18 protein-coding genes, 1 tRNA gene and 1 riboswitch are annotated in these 17,295 nt (G+C 71.4%); of the genes, 15 read left to right on the plus strand and 4 right to left on the minus strand.

The genetic code is table 11. From position 1 onward, the window contains the following. The first annotated feature begins 12 nt into the window (after positions 1 to 12). The 3 genes from ACFWWR_RS01730 (at position 13) to ACFWWR_RS01740 (ending at position 3,496) form a co-directional block, all read left to right on the plus strand. Positions 13 to 1,089: a 4-oxalomesaconate tautomerase gene (locus ACFWWR_RS01730; RefSeq protein WP_383868358.1), complete on the plus strand. Its 1,077-nt coding sequence runs from the start codon at positions 13 to 15 to the stop codon at positions 1,087 to 1,089. After that, complete coding sequence (locus ACFWWR_RS01735; RefSeq protein WP_383868294.1) at positions 1,086 to 2,036, plus strand: catechol 2,3-dioxygenase; 951 nt, start codon at positions 1,086 to 1,088, stop codon at positions 2,034 to 2,036. The genes ACFWWR_RS01730 and ACFWWR_RS01735 overlap by 4 nt, the downstream gene beginning before the upstream one ends. 128 nt (positions 2,037 to 2,164) lie before the next feature. Then, a complete protein-coding gene (locus ACFWWR_RS01740) occupies positions 2,165 to 3,496 on the plus strand; it encodes an MFS transporter (protein WP_383868296.1) in 1,332 nt (443 codons plus the stop codon). A gap of 79 nt (positions 3,497 to 3,575) precedes the next feature. On the opposite strand, the gene ACFWWR_RS01745 is transcribed toward ACFWWR_RS01740, so the two are convergent. Beyond that, positions 3,576 to 4,319, minus strand: coding sequence for an MBL fold metallo-hydrolase (locus ACFWWR_RS01745; protein WP_383868298.1), 744 nt, complete (start codon positions 4,317 to 4,319; stop codon positions 3,576 to 3,578). 34 nt (positions 4,320 to 4,353) lie between these two features. Between ACFWWR_RS01745 and ACFWWR_RS01750 the strand changes: the two genes are divergently transcribed. Beyond that, positions 4,354 to 4,617 carry a hypothetical protein gene (locus tag ACFWWR_RS01750; protein WP_384301385.1) on the plus strand — a complete coding sequence of 88 codons (264 nt, stop codon included), beginning with the start codon at positions 4,354 to 4,356 and terminating at the stop codon, positions 4,615 to 4,617. A gap of 62 nt (positions 4,618 to 4,679) precedes the next feature. Here the strand turns inward: ACFWWR_RS01750 and ACFWWR_RS01755 are convergent, their stop codons facing one another. Then, positions 4,680 to 5,621 (minus strand): alpha/beta hydrolase fold domain-containing protein, encoded by a 942-nt coding sequence (locus ACFWWR_RS01755; RefSeq protein ID WP_383868300.1) that lies wholly within the window; start codon positions 5,619 to 5,621, stop codon positions 4,680 to 4,682. Between the two features lie 135 nt (positions 5,622 to 5,756). After that, a complete protein-coding gene (locus tag ACFWWR_RS01760; RefSeq protein ID WP_383868302.1) occupies positions 5,757 to 6,335 on the minus strand; it encodes a TetR/AcrR family transcriptional regulator in 579 nt (192 codons plus the stop codon). Positions 6,336 to 6,639: 304 nt separating this feature from the next. Here ACFWWR_RS01760 and ACFWWR_RS01765 point away from each other — a divergent pair, with 304 nt between their 5' ends. The 11 genes from ACFWWR_RS01765 (at position 6,640) to ACFWWR_RS01815 (ending at position 16,696) form a co-directional block, all read left to right on the plus strand. Further along, positions 6,640 to 8,082 (plus strand): MFS transporter, encoded by a 1,443-nt coding sequence (locus ACFWWR_RS01765; protein WP_384301387.1) that lies wholly within the window; start codon positions 6,640 to 6,642, stop codon positions 8,080 to 8,082. Positions 8,083 to 8,174: 92 nt separating this feature from the next. Further along, positions 8,175 to 8,248: transfer RNA gene (locus tag ACFWWR_RS01770), tRNA-Pro, on the plus strand. A gap of 311 nt (positions 8,249 to 8,559) precedes the next feature. Then, positions 8,560 to 8,682 carry a putative leader peptide gene (locus tag ACFWWR_RS01775; protein WP_383868306.1) on the plus strand — a complete coding sequence of 41 codons (123 nt, stop codon included), beginning with the start codon at positions 8,560 to 8,562 and terminating at the stop codon, positions 8,680 to 8,682. A 123-nt stretch (positions 8,683 to 8,805) separates the two neighbouring features. Next, complete coding sequence (locus ACFWWR_RS01780) at positions 8,806 to 9,675, plus strand: glutathione S-transferase family protein (protein WP_383868308.1); 870 nt, start codon at positions 8,806 to 8,808, stop codon at positions 9,673 to 9,675. A gap of 66 nt (positions 9,676 to 9,741) precedes the next feature. After that, a riboswitch (SAM riboswitch) is annotated at positions 9,742 to 9,849 on the plus strand. A 363-nt stretch (positions 9,850 to 10,212) separates the two neighbouring features. Beyond that, a complete protein-coding gene (locus tag ACFWWR_RS01785; RefSeq protein WP_384301389.1) occupies positions 10,213 to 11,196 on the plus strand; it encodes an amino acid ABC transporter permease in 984 nt (327 codons plus the stop codon). After that, complete coding sequence (locus ACFWWR_RS01790) at positions 11,193 to 11,975, plus strand: amino acid ABC transporter ATP-binding protein (RefSeq protein ID WP_384301392.1); 783 nt, start codon at positions 11,193 to 11,195, stop codon at positions 11,973 to 11,975. Before ACFWWR_RS01785 ends, ACFWWR_RS01790 begins: the two co-directional genes overlap by 4 nt. 75 nt (positions 11,976 to 12,050) lie before the next feature. Then, the gene (locus ACFWWR_RS01795; protein WP_383868314.1) at positions 12,051 to 13,073 is read left to right on the plus strand and encodes an ABC transporter substrate-binding protein; all 1,023 of its coding nucleotides are present in this window, start codon (positions 12,051 to 12,053) and stop codon (positions 13,071 to 13,073) included. Positions 13,074 to 13,131: 58 nt separating this feature from the next. After that, positions 13,132 to 13,878, plus strand: coding sequence for a GNAT family N-acetyltransferase (locus ACFWWR_RS01800; protein ID WP_383868316.1), 747 nt, complete (start codon positions 13,132 to 13,134; stop codon positions 13,876 to 13,878). Between the two features lie 56 nt (positions 13,879 to 13,934). Beyond that, positions 13,935 to 14,021 carry a putative leader peptide gene (locus ACFWWR_RS01805; protein ID WP_374200129.1) on the plus strand — a complete coding sequence of 29 codons (87 nt, stop codon included), beginning with the start codon at positions 13,935 to 13,937 and terminating at the stop codon, positions 14,019 to 14,021. A 75-nt stretch (positions 14,022 to 14,096) separates the two neighbouring features. After that, a complete protein-coding gene (locus ACFWWR_RS01810) occupies positions 14,097 to 15,299 on the plus strand; it encodes an LLM class flavin-dependent oxidoreductase (RefSeq protein ID WP_384301396.1) in 1,203 nt (400 codons plus the stop codon). A gap of 20 nt (positions 15,300 to 15,319) precedes the next feature. Further along, positions 15,320 to 16,696, plus strand: a complete 1,377-nt coding sequence (locus ACFWWR_RS01815; protein ID WP_383868320.1) for an NtaA/DmoA family FMN-dependent monooxygenase — start codon at positions 15,320 to 15,322, stop codon at positions 16,694 to 16,696. Between the two features lie 28 nt (positions 16,697 to 16,724). On the opposite strand, the gene ACFWWR_RS01820 is transcribed toward ACFWWR_RS01815, so the two are convergent. Further along, positions 16,725 to 17,096: a hypothetical protein gene (locus ACFWWR_RS01820; RefSeq protein WP_383868322.1), complete on the minus strand. Its 372-nt coding sequence runs from the start codon at positions 17,094 to 17,096 to the stop codon at positions 16,725 to 16,727. Between the last annotated feature and the right edge of the window lie 199 nt (positions 17,097 to 17,295).

A 17,295-nucleotide genomic window follows, 5' to 3' on the forward strand; every position in this document is an offset into this window, starting at 1 on the left:
CCCTGCCTGCTGATGCGGGGCGGCACCTCGAAGGGTGCCTATTTCCTCGCCGACGACCTGCCCGGCGAACCGGCCCTGCGGGACGAGCTGTTGCTGCGGATCATGGGCAGCCCCGACGAGCGGCAGATCGACGGCCTGGGCGGCGCGCACCCGCTCACCAGCAAGGTGGCCGTGGTCTCGCCCTCCGCCGATCCGCGAGCGGATGTCGACTACCTCTTTCTCCAAGTCGCCGTCGACCGGCCTGAGGTGAGCGACCGTCAGAACTGTGGGAACATCCTCGCCGGCGTCGGCCCGTTCGCCGTCGAGCGCGGACTGGTCCCGGTGGGGGAGCGGGAGACCTCGGTCCGGATCCGCATGGTCAACACCGGTGACCTCGCCACGGCGACCTTCCCGACCCCCGGCGGCCGCGTGGACTACACGGGCGACGCCCAGATCTCGGGCGTACCGGGGACGGCCGCGCCGGTCGTGATCGAGTTCCCGCCCGGCGCCGGCAAGCTGCTCCCCACCGGCAACGTCCGGGACGAGATCGACGGCGTGCCCGTGACCTGCGTGGACAACGGCATGCCCACGGTCCTCATCGAGGCCGCCTCGCTCAAGGTCACCGGCTACGAGTCGCCCAAGGACCTGGAGGAGGACGTGGCACTCGCCGACAGGCTGCGCACGATCCGCCTGGAGGCGGGCCGCCTGATGGGCCTCGGTGACGTCTCGAACGCCACGGTGCCCAAGCTCACGCTGCTCGCCGCGCCCAGGGACGGCGGCGCGGTCACCACCCGTACCTTCATCCCGGTGCGCTGCCACACCTCGATCGGCGTGCTCGGCGCGGCCGGCGTGGCCGCCGGCCTGCGGATCGAAGGCAGTGTGGGGGCCGGGCTCGCGAAGCTCGACGCCGATGGTGACCGCGTGCGCCTGGAACATCCCACGGGGTTCCTGGACATCGAGAGCAGCCTCGCCACCACTCCCGAGGGCCGGCCCTGCGCCCGCCGCACCGCCGTGGTCCGCACCGCCCGCAAGATCTTCGACGGCACCGTCTTCCCGCGGTCGGCCGGGACGGCACCGATCCCCCCGCAACCCCATGGAGGTCAACGATGACTCCGCCGCTCGGCGACATCGCCCACATCGGCCATGCCCAGCTGTTCACCCCGGACCTGGACGCCAGCGTCGCCTTCTTCACCGACTATCTGGGGCTCACCGTCAACGGGCAGGACGGCGACACGGTCTACCTGCGGACCTTCGACGACTACGAGCACCACAGCCTGGTCCTCACCGCCCGCGAGCAGCCCGGCCTCGGCCGGCTCGCCCTGCGCACCTCCAGCGAGGAGGCGCTCCGGCGCCGCGTCGAGGCGGTCGAGGAGGCGGGCGGCACCGGCCACTGGGCCGAGGACGAACCGGGCCTGGGCAAGCTCTACGTCACCACCGACCCGGACGGCCACGAGCACGCCCTGTACTGGGAGAGCGAGCACTACCGGGCCCCCGACGAGCTGAGGCCGGCGCTGAAGAACCAGCCGCAGGCCAAGCCGAACCGGGGCGTGGGCGTACGCCGCCTGGACCACGTCAACTTCCTCGCCGCCGACGTGCTCGCCAACGCCGAGTTCCAGCGACACGTTCTCGGTGCCCGGCCCACCGAGCAGATCCGCCTCGACACGGGGAAGATCGCGGCGCGCTGGCTGACGTACACGAACAAGTCGTACGACGTCGTCTACACCTCGGACTGGACCGGCTCGGCCGGCCGGCTGCACCACATCGCCTTCGCGACCGACACCCGCGAGGACGTCCTGCGCGCGGCCGACCTGGCGATCGACGCGGGTGTGTTCATCGAGACGGGCCCGCACAAGCACGCCATCCAGCAGACGTTCTTCCTCTACGTCTACGAGCCCGGTGGCAACCGCATCGAGCTGTGCAACCCGCTCACCCGGCTGGTGCTGGCCCCCGACTGGCCGCTGATCACCTGGACCGAGGAGGAGCGGAAGAAGGGGCAGGCCTGGGGCCTGAAGACCATCGAGTCCTTCCACACGCACGGCACACCGCCGGTTGCGTAACACCCCCGGTCCTCCGTGCCGCCCCGACGCGTCTTGATTGTCGATGAGATTGTTGACAAAAACGTTGACGAACATCGTCGCGGGTATCTGGCGTCGGGGCACCCCGCCCGCACGAGAGGAAAACAAGGATGTCCTCCTCCCCCTCCCCTCTGTCCGCCCGCGGCAGCAGACTGGCCCTCCTGGTCGTCGGCCTGTGCTGGCTGGCCGTCCTCTTCGACGGCCTGGACATGTTCATCTACGGCTCGGTGCTCCCGCACCTGCTGGAGACGAAGACCTTCGGCCTCACCCCGGACCAGGCCGGCGACCTCGGCAGTTACGCCACCTTCGGCATGCTGGTCGGCGCCCTGACCGCCGGCACGATCGCCGACCGGATCGGACGCAAGAAGCTGATGGTCTCCTGCGTCGTCCTCTTCTCGCTGGCCTCGGGCGTGTGCGCCCTGGCGGACAGCGTCGCGGTCTTCGGCCTCGGCCGGACCCTGGCCGGTGTCGGCCTCGGCGGCCTGCTGCCCACCGCGATCAGCATGGTCTCCGACTACGCCCCGCGCGGCCGCGGCGCCCTCGTCATCGGCCTGCTGATGACCGCCCACCACGCGGGTGGCATCCTCTCCGCCTACGTGGCCAAGTGGCTCGTGGACCCGGTCGGCTGGCGTGCCGCGTTCTGGGTCTGCGTGTTGCCGCTGCTGTTCGCCCCGGTGCTCGCCAGGTTCCTGCCCGAGTCGCTGAGCTTCCTGGTCGCCAAGGGGCGCGGGGAGGAGGCCCGTGAACTGGCCGCCCGCTACGACGTCGAACTGCCCGCCGCCAAGTCCGGCAAGCCGGCCACCGCCGACCGCTGGACGAACCTGGTGAACCTGTTCCGCGGCGGCGAGTGGGCGCAGACCCTGCTGTACTGGTCGGCCTCCTTCGGCGGTCTGCTGCTGGTCTACGGCGTCGCCACCTGGCTGCCCACCCTGATGCGCGCCGAGGGCTACGAACTGGGCTCCGCCCTGTCCTTCGTCGTCGTCTTCAACCTCGGCGGCATCGTGGGCATGCTGGTCGCCGGCCGGGCGGCGGACCGCTTCGGCGCCCCGCGCATCTCGGCGATCTGGTTCGCGCTGACCGCCGCGGGCGTCTTCCTGCTCAGCGTCCACATGCCGATGAGCCTGACGATGATCGTCGTCTTCTTCACGGGCGTCTTCCTCAACAGCGCCCAGACGATGATCTACGCGACGGTCTCCATCCGCTCCCACGCGGACAACCGCGCCACCGCCGTCGGCTGGACCTCCGGCATGGGCCGCTTCGGCGCCGTCTTCGGCCCGTGGCTCGGCGGCCAGCTCCTCGCCGCGGGCAACGGCGACTGGGGCTTCACCGCCTTTGCCCTCGCCGGACTGTCGTCCATGGTCTTCATCGGCATCGCCGCGGTGCGAAGCGCCGGGCAGACGCCGAAGAACAGCGCCGAGAAGGAACTGATCAGCGCCCACTGAGGACGCACGGCGCGCCGCCCGACAGGGCGAGGGCGGACGCCGGCCCACCGCAGCGGATGCGGCAGGCCGGCGTCCGGCGTCAGAGGTCGATGACCAGGTCCGGCGTGGCGACGTCCAAGGGGCCGACGAAGGCTTCCGCGGCTGCCTTCACCGCCTCCGAAGGGTCCGTGCCCGGCCACAGGTGCGTGAGCAACAGCCGGGCGGCGCCCGCCTGCCGGGCGTACTGGCCGGCCAACCGGGCGGTCAGCAGGTACGGCGCGTCGGTGGGGGAGGGGACCCGGTGGACGTACGTGGCCTCGGACAAGAAGAGATCCGCGCCTTCGGCGAGGCGCGGAATGTCGTCGCTGGGGCCGGTGTCACCGGTGTAGACGAGCACGGATCCGGGGGTACGCAGCCGGATGCCGGCGTTGGGCACGAAGTGCGGCAACAGCCGGGTGTCGGCGGTGAACGGGCCGATCTCCAGCCGTTCGCCGGGACGGAACCCGTGCAGACGGTACGCCTCGGCGAGCATGCTCGGCTTGTCGAGGGCCAGCACGGCGTCCACGGACCCGTGCGGTGCGAAGACCGGCAGGGCCGGGGGAGGCGCGTCGCTCAACCCCCGCGCCCGCAGCAGGGGGTTGAGGTCGGCGCAGTGGTCGGGGTGGCCGTGGCTGACCAGCACGGCGTCGATCGCGTCGACCGTGGTGTGCAGGAGCAGCCGGGGCAGTGTGGCGTAGCCGGGGTCGACGAGCAGGCGGAATCCCGCGTATTCGACGAGGTAGCCGCTGCATGCCTGGGCGGCGGTGGGCCAGGCGCCGCACCCGCCGAGAACCGTCAGTCTCATGGCAGGACCTTAACGGCCGTTCCCGGAAGGGCGGTTGGTGATATTCCTTGCCCATCTGGTCCTCGGCGGACAGGTGTTCACCGTGAGCTCGGCGGGCGGCAGGCCCCGCTCGAACGCTCTGCTCATCGCGGTCGACCGGGCCGCCTTCGGTGGGGCGGAGGGCTTCACCGAGGGCGTCGAGGCCACGCTGTCCACGCTCAAGGGTTTGCCGGTGGCCGACGGCACCGACGGCGGGTACTACCCCGGCGAGCGCAGCGCGGTTGTGGTCTTGGAGCACGCCGAAACACCGTTCGCCTGACGGGAGCGCGGGGACCGGAGGCCGCCCGCTGCCGGAGGGGACGGCAGGCGACCTCTGTCTCCTCAGGAGTGGACGGCCTCGCGTACGTGGCGGGCGATCAGTCCGTACGTCTCGCGCGCCCTGTCGTCGTCCGAGCCGTCGTATCCGTGGTCGGCCCCGGCCACGTCGTGGTGCCCGACCAGGGATCCCGTCTTCCGCAGCCGGTCGGCGTAGCTCACGGCCTCCGCCCGCAGCAGGTCGTACTCGGCCGTGACGACGAGGGCCGGGGCGATGCCCGTCAGGTCCGCGGTGTCGGAGGGATGGGCGGGCGACACCAGCCGGTCGGTGCGCAGCCGGACGTCCGGGACGTACGACGTGTCGAAGACGTCGGCCATCCAGGGCCGCAGCATCGGCCGGTCGACACTGGCGCGCTTCAGACGGGCACCGGTCGCGAGGTCCAGCGGGGGATAGTGCAGGACCTGGAGCGCGATCGAGGGACCGCCCTCTTCGAGTGCCTGGCGTGCCACGGCCGCCGCCAGCCCGCCGCCCGCGCTCTGCCCGCCCACGGTGAGGCGGCTGCCGTCCCAGCCGTGTTCGGCGCCGTGCTCGGCGACCCAGCGGACGACCTCGTACGCCTGCCTCGGCGGAGCCGGGAACGGATGCTGCGGAGCGACCACGTAGTCCACGTTGATCACCACGACCCCCGCCTCCGCTGCGAGGAAGCGGCACAGCGGGTCGTCCAGCTCCGTGAGCGACATGACGTAGCCGCCGCCGTGGAAGTTGACGTGCACCGGGGGCGCCGCCCGGCCGGCCTCCTGGGCCACGGGCAGGTACACCGTCACCCGGGCCGGGGCGATGGCCGTCGGGATGGTCAACTCCCGCACAGTGCGCGGGAACTCGGGGAAGCGGGCGTGCGAGGACGCCGCGGAGCCGCGCCCGCCGGAGCGCCGGTCGGCGAGCAGGGTCATCCGTTGCATCGTCTTGGCGGCGAGGGTGGCCACCGCCGGCCGGGCCAGGAGAGGCATGTGGCTCCGTTCGCTGGGACTGCGGCGGGCCCGGGGGAGAGGGCTGCGCCTGACGGGCAGCGTGCCGCTGGTGCTGCCGGTGTTACCGGTGCCAAATTTACTTGAGTCAGGCAATAAAAAGCTAGGGCGTGGATCTCAGCGCCGGGTGCGTACCCCGTCGAGGGCGACGGACAGGACCCGGTCGCGCTGGGCGTCGTCGTCGAAGGTCGTCGCGCTGATGCCCGCGACCATGCGCAGCAGGTCGACGAAGTCCATGTCCGTGCGCGCCTCGCCGGCCTGCTGGGCCCGGACGAACAGCGGCCCTCCGGCCGCGTACAGGGAATCGCGGCAGGCGGCGAAGATCTCCGACTCGTCGTTGAGGGCCTCCCGCACGGCCCGCTTGGTCACCATGTAGCCGGCGAACCGGTCCAGCCAGGCGGTCAGGGCGTCCCAGGGTTCCCGGTCGGCGACCTCCTCGGCGACCCGGCACAGCGCGTTGACCTCGTTCGCGTAGACGCTCTCGAAGAGGTGGCGGCGAGTGGGGAAGTTCCGGTACAGCGTCCCGATGCCGACGCCCGCGCGCCGGGCGATGTCCTCCAGCGAGGCCTCCGAGCCGTGCTCCGCGAAGGCCTCGCGGGCGGCGGCGAGGAGGGCGTCGTAGTTGCGGGCCGCGTCCTTGCGGTGCGGTCGCCTCGACGCGACGATCTCGCTGACGGGGAACGACTGGGCGGTCACGGCTGCCTCCCGGGCGGGCGACTCGGTTGAAGCGGAGGGTTGCCTCCGCTAGAGTGGAGGCGTACCTCCACTTTAGCAGTGCGGGGTGCGTTCACCGTGGACGCGTGCGGCCGCACGCGCCCATGACGTCTCCAGCAAGTCCGGCGGACCCTGCCTTACAGGCACCGTCCGCCCCCACCACCCCCTCCGCGACCGCTCACCGCGGCCGTCCGCGTCCCGGTGCCGCCCGCAGGGCACACCGGGTCCGTACGGACGACCGTGATCAGAGGCTTCGGCCGCGTTCTGTGTTCGGAGAGGCTTTTTCATGCCCCGCAAGTCCACCCGTCTCACCTTCGTGGTCCTCGCGGCCGGTGCCGGCGTGTTCTCCATGCTGCAGTCGTTGATCGCACCGGCCCTGCCGACCGTCCAGCACGCCCTGCACACCTCCCAGTCCACCGCGACCTGGGTGATGACGGCCTATCTGCTGTCCGCCTCGGTCTTCACGCCGATCCTCGGCCGCGTCGGCGACCTGGTCGGCAAGAAGCGCACCCTGGTCGCCGTCCTGGTGACCGTGGCGGTCGGCTGTCTGCTCGCCGCGCTCGCGCCGAGCATCGGCGTACTGATCGTCGCCCGGGTCGTCCAGGGCGTCGGCGGTGCCCTGTTCCCCCTCTCCTTCGGCATCATCCGGGACGAGTTCGCCCCGTCCGAGGTGAGCGGCAGCATCAGCAACCTGTCCGCCGTGATCGCCGCGGGCGGCGGGGTCGGCATGGTCGCCGCCGGACCCATCGTGACCGCGCTCGACTACCGGTGGCTGTTCTGGATCCCGGTCGGCATCGTCACCGTGGCCACCCTCATCGCCCTGCGCTATGTCCCCGAGTCGCCCAACAGGGCCGAGGGCCAGGTCAACTGGCTCGGCGCCGCGCTGCTGTCCGCCTGGCTGGTGGCCCTGCTGCTGCCGCTCAGCCAGGCCTCCGTGTGGGGCTGGGGATCGACCCGGGTGCTCGGCCTGTTCGCCGCCGCCGTCGCACTCTTCGCACTCTGGCTGTACGCCGAGGCCCGTTCCCGCACCCCGCTGATCGACCTGCGGGTCATGCGGCTGCCGGCCGTGTGGACCACCAACACCGCTGCGCTCCTCTTCGGTGCCGGAATGTACTCGATCTGGTCCTTCCTGCCGGGCTTCGTGCAGACGCCCGCCTCGGCCGGGTACGGCTTCGGCGCGAGCGTCACCGCCGCCGGACTGCTCATGCTGCCGATGCTGGTCGCGATGTTCCTCTCCGGCGTGCTCAGCGGCCGGCTGGAGCCCGTCCTGGGCGCCAAGACCCTCCTGACGGCCGGTGCCGCACTCGGCGCGCTCGCCTGCGGAATCCTCACCGTCTGGCACGACGAGCGGTGGCAAGTAGCCCTGGTGGCAGGTGTGTTCGGGCTCGGTATCGGACTCGCCTTCGCCTCCATGGCCAACCTCATCGTGGGCAGCGTCCCCGTCGACCAGACCGGCGCCGCCACCGGCATGAACGCCAACATCCGCACCATCGGCGGATCGATCGGCGCCGCCGTCACCAGCGTCCTGGTCACCGGCCGCCTCCAGTCCTCGGGCCTGCCGTACGCCTCCGGCTACACCCACGCCTTCGCCCTGCTGGCCCTGCTCTGCCTGGCTGCCGCGCTGGCCGCGCTGCTCGTGCCGGTGCGGCGACGTGGCGGTACGACCGGCAAGGCTCGCGCCTCGAGTGAGGCGACCGCCGTGGAGCAGGAGACCGTGGCCCACGGCTGACCCGCGTAGCGCGGGGCGACCCGCACGCATGAGGTAGGGTTGACCTGCGTGCTCACAGGGTGTCCTCACCTGGATGGCTGTGGAGAGCGCACCGGGACGTGGCGCAGCTTGGTAGCGCACTTGACTGGGGGTCAAGGGGTCGCAGGTTCAAATCCTGTCGTCCCGACTTGCGGATCAGCAGGTCAGAGGCCGTGGCGGAGATACCCGTCACGGCCTTCGCGGTTTTCTGAGCCCCTGCGTCGAACCGTTCCCGCCGGGATCGGGTCTCGGCAACGGCCCGTACGGGGTCGGGTCTCGGCCAACGCCGGTACGGGGTGGCCGAGTCGCGTCGTCGCCGGGTCGCGGCGAGGACGCGGAGCGGTTGGTGCGTCCGCCCTCGCGGGGCCGGGTGACGCCCGCCCCGTGGACGCCCCCTTGACGCCGGCCGGAGCTCGTCCGACACTCCAGAGGGGAATCCTAGTGAACAGGTAGGGAAACATGGGGCGCCTTGGACCGGTCACCGCCGACGTGAGCCGTACCTCCGGGCAGTCACCCCTTCTGACCTCCCGCCGGCACATCGATCTGCTGCGAGTGTGCAGCGCGATGAGCCCCCTGGGCTGAGCCCGGTCCTCCGCCACGCCCCGACGGCCGCCACAGCCGTCGCATGCGGGGGAGGGCCGCCCTCTCGCCGCCCGACGTCGCTTCCGCCGCGCGTACGTCCACGCACCCACCCCGGGGAGAACCATGTCCGTCACACCGCTCGCCACCGTCCCCTCCGCCCAGCCCGCCCCGGCCTTCCGGGGGCGGATCGGCAGGGACGCGCGCAGCGGGCACTACGCCGTGCCCCGCCGCTATCGCCTCCACCTGTCGCCCACGTGTCCCGACGGCCTCCGCATCGCCGTGACGCACAGCCTGCTCGGACTCGACGACGTCTGCCCCGTGACGCTTCTGGGCGCGGTCCCGGACTGTCCCGACGGGGGGCACTTGGCACTTCGCCCGCTCTACGAGGCGAGCGTGCACCGATACACCGGTGCCGCCGCCGGGCCGGTGCTCAGTGACGACTGGTCGGGGCGGATCGTCAGCACCCACGCCCCCGACATCACCCGCGACCTGGCCCGGCACTTCGGGGGCGGCCGTTCGGCGCTGTACCCGTGCGGGGCGGAGTCGGAGATCGAGGCCGTGGAGCGACTGTGCGGGCAGGGCATCGAGCAGGCCGCACAGGCGGCCGGGGCGGCGGACCCCGACACCGGGGCGCGTGACGTGGCGCTCTACAAGCTGCTGGGGACGCTGGGTTCACTGGAGCACTGGCTCGTCGGACGCGACTACCTGATTCGTGATCAGATCACCGCGGCCGACGTCGAGTTGTGGGCCGCACTGGTCCAACTCGACACCGTGCACCGTCACCACCTGGACGCCGCCGCGGTGCACCGCGTCGCCGACCACCCCGTCCTGTGGGCCTACGCCCGCCGCCTGGCCGCCCACCCCGCCTTCGGCATCCACCTCGACCTCGACGGCATCGCCCGACGGCACCACGCCCACTGCCGGGGCCTGGAGGCCGCCGGAGCGGCCGTGCAGATCCTCGACTGGGCCGCCCACGCGGCTCAGAGGGCGTAGCGCGTTCCATCTGGCGGACCGGCGTTGACATTCGTTCGAGCGTTTGTCTTAACTGACTGCCAGAACGGTAATGAGCGTCAGCGACAAGCCCTGGCTTGCTGACCGGCAACCCTCGCACGCGGTGGGGTGCCCCAGGTGACGACCGGACCGAATGACATTCGGTAAGCGCGAGGGCCCTTCGGGCCGGAAGAGCAGGGTGACGGGCATGTACGCAGCTCCCAGGACGGCCACGCGCCGCTCCCAGAGCTGCGTTCCGCCGTACGCGCACCAGCTCGTCGCCGACCGGGCCGTCGATCTGCTCCGCGTGAGCAGCGCACTGTGTACCGCACCGGGCCGTGCCCGCTGTCGGGGCTGACGTCCTTCCCCAGCCCCCGCGTTCCTGACGAAGCCCGCCCTCGCGGTGCGTCGTCGTCCGCCCAGCCCCCGGTCACCGTGCGTTCCCGTGTGCCACGTCCCGCCGCCGCGGAGCGGCCGCCGTAGCGGCACCACGTTCGCGCTGTCCCGGGGGGTCCCGACCCCGCCCCGCCGGAGCCCTCCATGAGTGAACCCCCAGGCGCCGCCGTGTCCCTCGCCGAGGCACCACCGCCCGCCGACACACCGTCAAGACCACTCGCCGCCCAGCGAGTTCTGCCACTGCGGCGACCCGGACGCTGGATCGCCACCGCGGTCGTCCTGGTCCTGGCAGCCCAGTTCGTCCACGGCCTGGTGTCCAACCCCTTCTACCAGTGGGACCGGTTCGGCTACTGGTTCCTGCGGCCGACCATCCTCGACGGGCTCCTCATCACCCTCGAAGTCGCCGCCTACAGCGCGGTGTTGGGCCTCCTCGGCGGCATCCTGCTGGCCCTCGCCCGGCTCTCGCGCAGCCCGGTGCTCCGCGCCGTCAGCTGGACCTACGTCTGGGCACTGCGGTCGATCCCGCTGATCGTGGTGCTGCTGTTCCTCTACAACTTCAGCGCCCTGTACCGGACGCTCAGCGTGGGCGTCCCCTTCGGACCGGCCTTCTTCACCTTCGACGAGTCACGGCTCGCCACCGACATGGCCGTCGCCGTCATCGGACTCAGCCTCAACGAGGCGGCGTACGCGGCCGAGGTCGTCCGCGGCGGCATCCTCTCCGTCGACCAGGGCCAGCACGAGGCGGCCTCCGCGCTCGGCCTGCCCAAGGGCTACCAGTTCAGGAGGATCGTCTTCCCACAGGCGCTGCGGTCCATCACTCCGAACTACGTCAACCAGCTCATCGGCCTCATCAAAGCCACCTCGCTGGTCTTCTACGTGTCGTTGCTCGACCTGTTCGGCACCGCGCAGACCATGGGCGCCACCTACCCCGGCGACATCGTGCCGCTCCTGCTGGTCGTCACCGTCTGGTACCTGATCCTCACCAGCGTCGTGTCCGTCATCCAGTTCTACGTCGAGCGGTACTACGCCCGGGGCGCCACGCGAACCCTGCCGCCGACGCCGTTGCAGAAGCTGCGGACCGGTCTCACCGACCTGCGGGACCGCATCCGCAGGGAGGCCGCCGTATGACCGCCGGGACGATCGACCACGCCGCCGCCGTCGAGGTGCACGACGTGCACAAGTGGTACGGCACCCACCGGGTCCTGGACGGGGTCGACCTGACGGTGCGGCCCGGCGAGGTCACCGTGATCCTCGGCCCGTCCGGCTCCGGCAAGTCCACTCTGCTGCGGGTCGTCAACCACCTGGAGAAGCCGGAGATCGGCCACGTCAGCGTCAACGGCGAGCTGATCGGCGTACGCCGGCAGGGCGAGCGCCTGAAGGAGCTGAGCGAACGGGCCATCCTGACCCAGCGCAGCCGCATCGGCTTCGTCTTCCAGAACTTCAACCTCTTCCCGCACCTCACCGTGCTGGACAACGTGGCCGCCGCCCCGGTGGCGACCGGGAAACTCGGCAAGGCCGAGGCCCAGGCACTCGCCCGGGAACTGCTGGACCGGGTCGGTCTGGCCGACAAGGCCGCCGCCTACCCGCGGCAGTTGTCGGGCGGCCAGCAGCAGCGCGTGGCCATCGCACGCGCCCTGGCGCTGCGCCCCGGCGTCATCCTCTTCGACGAGCCGACCTCCGCGCTCGACCCCGAACTCGTCGGCGAGGTCCTCGCCGTCATCAAGGACCTGGCGAGGAGCGGCACCACCCTGATGATCGTCACCCACGAGATCGGCTTCGCCCGTGAGATCGCCGACCGGGTCGTCTTCATCGACGAAGGCCGGATCGTCGAACAGGGCCCGCCCTCCGAAGTCCTGGACAAGCCGCGCCACGAGCGGACCCGGGACTTCCTGAGCAAGGTGCTCTGACCCGGCCGACGCCGGGAACCACCGCTTCCCCCCACGCCACTTCCACCACCACCCTTCGGAATGACAAGGACAGCCATGCCCACCCAGATCTCCCGACGCGGCCTGATGCGCGGCATCACCGCGGCGACCGCAGTCACCGCCCTCGCCACCCAGCTCGCCGCCTGCGGGGGCGACAGCGACGCCGCGACCAGGACCGACACCGCCGGCACGGTCACCGTTGGCCGGCTGTCCAACGGCGCCGCCAAGGAGACCACCCTGAAGGTCTCCGAGGTGAAGTCCATCAGCGCCGAACTGCCCGCCGCCCTCAAGAAGAGCGGCAAGCTGGTGATCGGATCCGGCACGCTGCCCTCCGGCAGTCCACCGCTCGGCTTCGTGGGAGACGACCAGAAGACGATCACCGGCTCCGAACCCGACCTCGGCCGGCTGGTGGCCGCCGTCTTCGGACTCCAGCCCGAGGTACGCCGGTCGACGTGGGAGAACCTGTTCATCGGCCTCGACAGCGGAAAGGTCGACGTGGCCTTCTCCAACGTCACCGACACCGAGGAGCGCAAGCAGAAGTACGAGTTCGCGTCCTACCGGAAGGACGATCTCGCCTTCGAGGTGAGGAAGGACAACACCTGGAAGTTCGACGGCGACTACGAGAGCCTCGCCGGCAAGACGGTCTCCGTCGGCAACGGCACCAACCAGGAGAAGCTCCTCCTGGAGTGGAAGGCGAAGCTGGCCAAGGAGGGCAAGAAGCCCCTCACCGTCAAGTACTTCCAGGAGACCAACAGCATCTATCTGGCGCTGAGCAGCGGCAAGATCGACGCCTACTTCGGCCCCAACCCGAACCTCGCCTACCACGCGGCGAAGACCTCCGGCACGCCCCAGGCGACCCGTATCGCAGGCCAGTTCTCCGGTGCCGGTGAAACGCTCCAGGGCCTGATCGCCGCGACGGCGAAGAAGGACAGCGGCCTCGCCAAGCCACTCGCCGACGCCATCAACCACCTGATCGAGACCGGTCAGTACGCCAAGTGGCTCGCCGCCTGGAACCTCTCCAACGAGGCCGTCGCCAAGTCCGAGGTGAACCCGCCCGGCCTGCCCCTGACCAATTCCTGATCGGTCGTCACCTGACGTGCGGCACAGGCACGTCGTACCAAGAGAGGACACCGGCTCCGTGGCCCATCAGACCGACGTCCGTGCAGGCGGGGCCCTGTCCGCACCCGACGCCCCCGTCCTCGACAACGCCGTGTGGGCGGCGCTCGACGGCCCGCACGCCCACCTCGCCGAGCGCGTCGGCCGAGCCGCCCGCTACCCGAGCGACGTCTACGACTTCGCCGCCCTCGCCGATCCGGAGGACCCGGCCGCCTGGGCCGACCTGCACACGCTCGTCGGCGCGGGGAGCGTCGTACGGATCAAGCCGGTCGAGAAGGTGCCCGACGGCTGGGAGGTGGTCGGCGGCGGAGTGGGCGTCCAGCTCGTCGACACGGCGCTGCGGGCCGAGTCCGCCCCCGAGGCGGTACGGCTCGGGCCCGACGACGTCCCCGAGATCCTGGACCTGGTCGCCCGCACCAGACCGGGCCCGTTCCTGAAGCGGACGGTCGCGCTCGGCACCTACCTCGGCATCCGGGAGCGGGGACGGCTGATCGCCATGGCAGGCGAAAGGGTCCGGCCGCCCGGCTGGACGGAGATCAGCGCGGTCTGCACCGACCCGCGACACCGCGGCCGGGGCCTGGCCACCCGGCTGGTGCGCGCGGTCGCCGCGGGCATCCGCGAACGCGGCGACACCCCGTTCCTGCACGCCGCCGCGGACAACACTCCCGCCATCCGCCTGTACGAGTCGATCGGCTTCACCCTGCGCCGCCGCTCGCCCGTCCTCCTGGTGCGCAGCCCAGGAACATCCCGCGAGGCGAGGGCGTTGTGACTCACGACGAGATCCGCGAGGCGCGCTCTCGCGCCCGGACGAAGGAGGTGACGGCCGTGACCCGCACACTCCACGCCGTCCACCTCCACTCCCGGCCCCACATCGATCTCCAGCGCGTGGCCGGCGCGCTCTGTTGCTCCTGACCCGTCGCCCAGCCGCCGTGCCCCCCTGTGTGCGGGCCGGTGATCTCGTACGGACCTCCAGGAAGGCACCCACTCGTGTCCCCATCTCCCGCACCCTCCCTGCACCTTGCCGTCGCCCTGGACGGCACCGGCTGGCATCCGGCCTCCTGGCGCGAGCCGGTTGCCCGGCCCCGTGACCTGTTCACCGCCGGATACTGGGCCGACCTGGTCGCCGAGGCCGAACGTGGCCTGCTCGACTTCGTGACCATCGAGGACGGCCTCGGCCCGCAGTCCTCCCACTTCCTCGAACCGGACGAGCGCACCGACCAGGTGCGCGGCCGCCTGGACGCCGTGCTGATCGCGGCGCGCGTCGCCCCGCTGTCCCGGCACATCGGTCTGGTCCCGACCGCGGTGGTCACGCACACGGAGCCGTTCCACCTCTCCAAGGCGATCGCCACCCTCGACTACGTGAGCACCGGCCGCGCGGGAGTCAGGGTGCAGATCACCGCCCGCCCGAACGAGGCCGCGCACTTCGGCCGCCGCACCATCCCCCGCATCGAGGCCTACGACAGCCCGGACACCCGGGACCTGGTGGCCGACCTCTTCGACGAGGCCGCCGACCACGTGGAGGTCGTGCGCCGCCTCTGGGACAGCTGGGAGGACGACGCGGAGATCCGGGACGTCACCACCGGCCGCTTCGTCGACCGCGACAAGCTCCACCACATCGACTTCCAGGGCCGGCACTTCAGCGTCAAGGGGCCCTCCATCACGCCCCGCCCGCCGCAGGGCCAGCCGCTGGTCAGCGCCCTCGCGCACGACACCGTCCCGTACCGGCTGGTGGCCCGCGCGGCCGACATCGGCTACGTCACCCCGCACGACACCGACCAGGCCCGGGCGATCGTCGCCGAGATCCGGGCCGAGCAGGAGACGGCCGGCTGCGCCGACGAGTCCCTGCACGTCTTCGGGGACCTGGTGGTCTTCCTCGACGACGACCCGGCCGAGGCGGCGGCCCGCCGGGACCGTCTCGACGCGCTCGCGGGGGAGCCGTACACCAGCGACGCCCGCATCTTCACCGGATCCCCTTCCCAACTCGCCGACCTGCTGCTGGAGTTGGCGTCGGCCGGTCTCACCGGCTTCCGGCTCCGCCCGGCCGTCCTCGGCCACGACCTCCCGGCGATCACCCGCGGCCTGGTCCCCGAACTCCAGCGCCGCGACGTCTTCCGCCGCGCCTACGAGGCCGACACCCTGCGCGGACTGCTGGGCCTGCCCCGCCCCGCCAACCGCTACGCCGCAGCCTGAGCCGGAAGGACCGCAGACCCATGAGCAAGCCCCTGAAGCAGATCCATCTGGCCGCCCATTTCCCCGGCGTCAACAACACCACCGTCTGGAGCGACCCCGAAGCCGGCAGCCACATCGAGTTCAGCTCCTTCGCCCACTTCGCGCGGACCGCCGAGCGCGCCAAGTTCGACTTCCTGTTCCTCGCCGAGGGGCTCCGGCTGCGCGAACAGGGCGGAAAGATCTACGACTTGGACGTCGTCGGCCGCCCCGACACCTTCACCGTCCTCGCCGCGCTCGCCGCCGTCACCGAGCACCTCGGCCTGACCGGCACCATCAACTCCACCTTCAACGAGCCCTACGAGGTCGCCCGGCAGTTCGCGAGCCTCGACCACCTCTCCGGCGGCCGCTCCGCCTGGAACGTCGTCACCTCCTGGGACGCCTTCACCGGCGAGAACTTCCGCCGCGGCGGCTTCCTCCCGCAGGAAGAGCGCTACTCCCGCGCCAAGGAGTTCCTGGCCACCGCGAACGAACTCTTCGACTCCTGGCAGGGCGACGAGATCCTCGCCGACCAGGGCACCGGCACCTTCCTGCGGGACGCGAAGGCCGGCTCCTTCGTCCACACCGGTCAACACTTCGACATCCACGGGCAGTTCAACGTGCCCCGCTCCCCGCAGGGCCGCCCGGTCGTCTTCCAGGCCGGCGACTCGGAGGAGGGACGCGAGTTCGCCGCCGCGGGCGCCGACGCGATCTTCAGCCGGTACGCCACCCTCGACGCGGGCCGTGCCTTCTACACGGACGTCAAGAACCGCCTCGCCAGGTACGGCCGCCGCCACGACCAACTCAAGATCCTGCCCGCCGCGAGCTTCGTCCTCGGTGACACCGACGCGGACGCCGAGGAGATCGCCAAGGACGTCCGCCGCCAGCAGGTCAGCGGCGCCACCGCCCTCAAGCACCTGGAGTTCGTGTGGAACCGGGACCTGTCCTCGTACGACCCCGACGGCCCGCTCCCCGACATCGACCCGGACCTCGGCGAGCACCACATCGCCCGCGGTCGGGCCCAGGTGCGCATGTACCGGGATCCGCTGGCCACCGCCCGCGAGTGGCGCGAGCTCGCCGCCGCCCACAACTGGTCGATCCGCGACCTGGTCATCGAGACCGGCAACCGCCAGAACTTCGTGGGCTCCCCGGCCACCGTGGCCAGGACCATCAACGACTTCGTCCAGTCCGACGCCAGTGACGGCTTCATCCTCGTCCCGCACATCACCCCGACCGGCCTCGACGTCTTCGCCGACAAGGTCGTCCCCCTGCTCCAGGAACAGGGCGTGTTCCGCACCGAGTACCAGGGCCCGACCCTGCGCGACCACCTCGGGCTCGCCCACCCGGACGACGTACGGGGCGAGCAGCGGGCGGCGTCGTGAAGTCCCTCTCGATCACCGGGGGTTCGCGTCATTCCGCCCAGTCGAGCTGATGCTCGGGAGTGCCCACCGAGCGGCCGTACGCGATCGCTTCGGCGCGGCCCGCCTCGTCGCCGCGCCGGTAGCGGAAGACCTTCCCGGCGAAGACGACCACGCGCTCGTCGCCGGCGGTGAAGTCGGCGTACCAGCCGTTCTCCGGCTCCAGCGCGGCGGCGAAGGCGTCCGTGAGAGCGGCGATGTCCTCGCCGTCGCCCTCCCACTCGACGAACGTCCACAGCCGGGGCTGTCCGTCGGTGGCGCTCGAACCGAGATCGACCCGGCTGACCTTGAGGAGCCGCAGTCCGCGCGGCTCGAACACGGCGCCGGGACGGAGGCTTTCGCCGATGACGTATCCGGTGATCACGTGCTGTCTCCCTGACGGTCGATGCCCTGTGTGCGGACGAGGCTACGACCCATGACTGACATCCCGGCATGGGTCGGGGGGGGGGGCCCGCCCCCCCAGGGGGCGGGCGCCCCCCCCCGCCCCCGCCCCCGGGGCGGCGGCGCCCCCGCGGCACATCCCGAGGGAGCCAGAAATGAGCCAGCACCTCCCGCCCGGCCAG

This window comes from Streptomyces sp. NPDC058678 (assembly GCF_042714835.1).
In the GTDB taxonomy this organism is placed as follows: Bacteria; Actinomycetota; Actinomycetes; order Streptomycetales; family Streptomycetaceae; genus Streptomyces.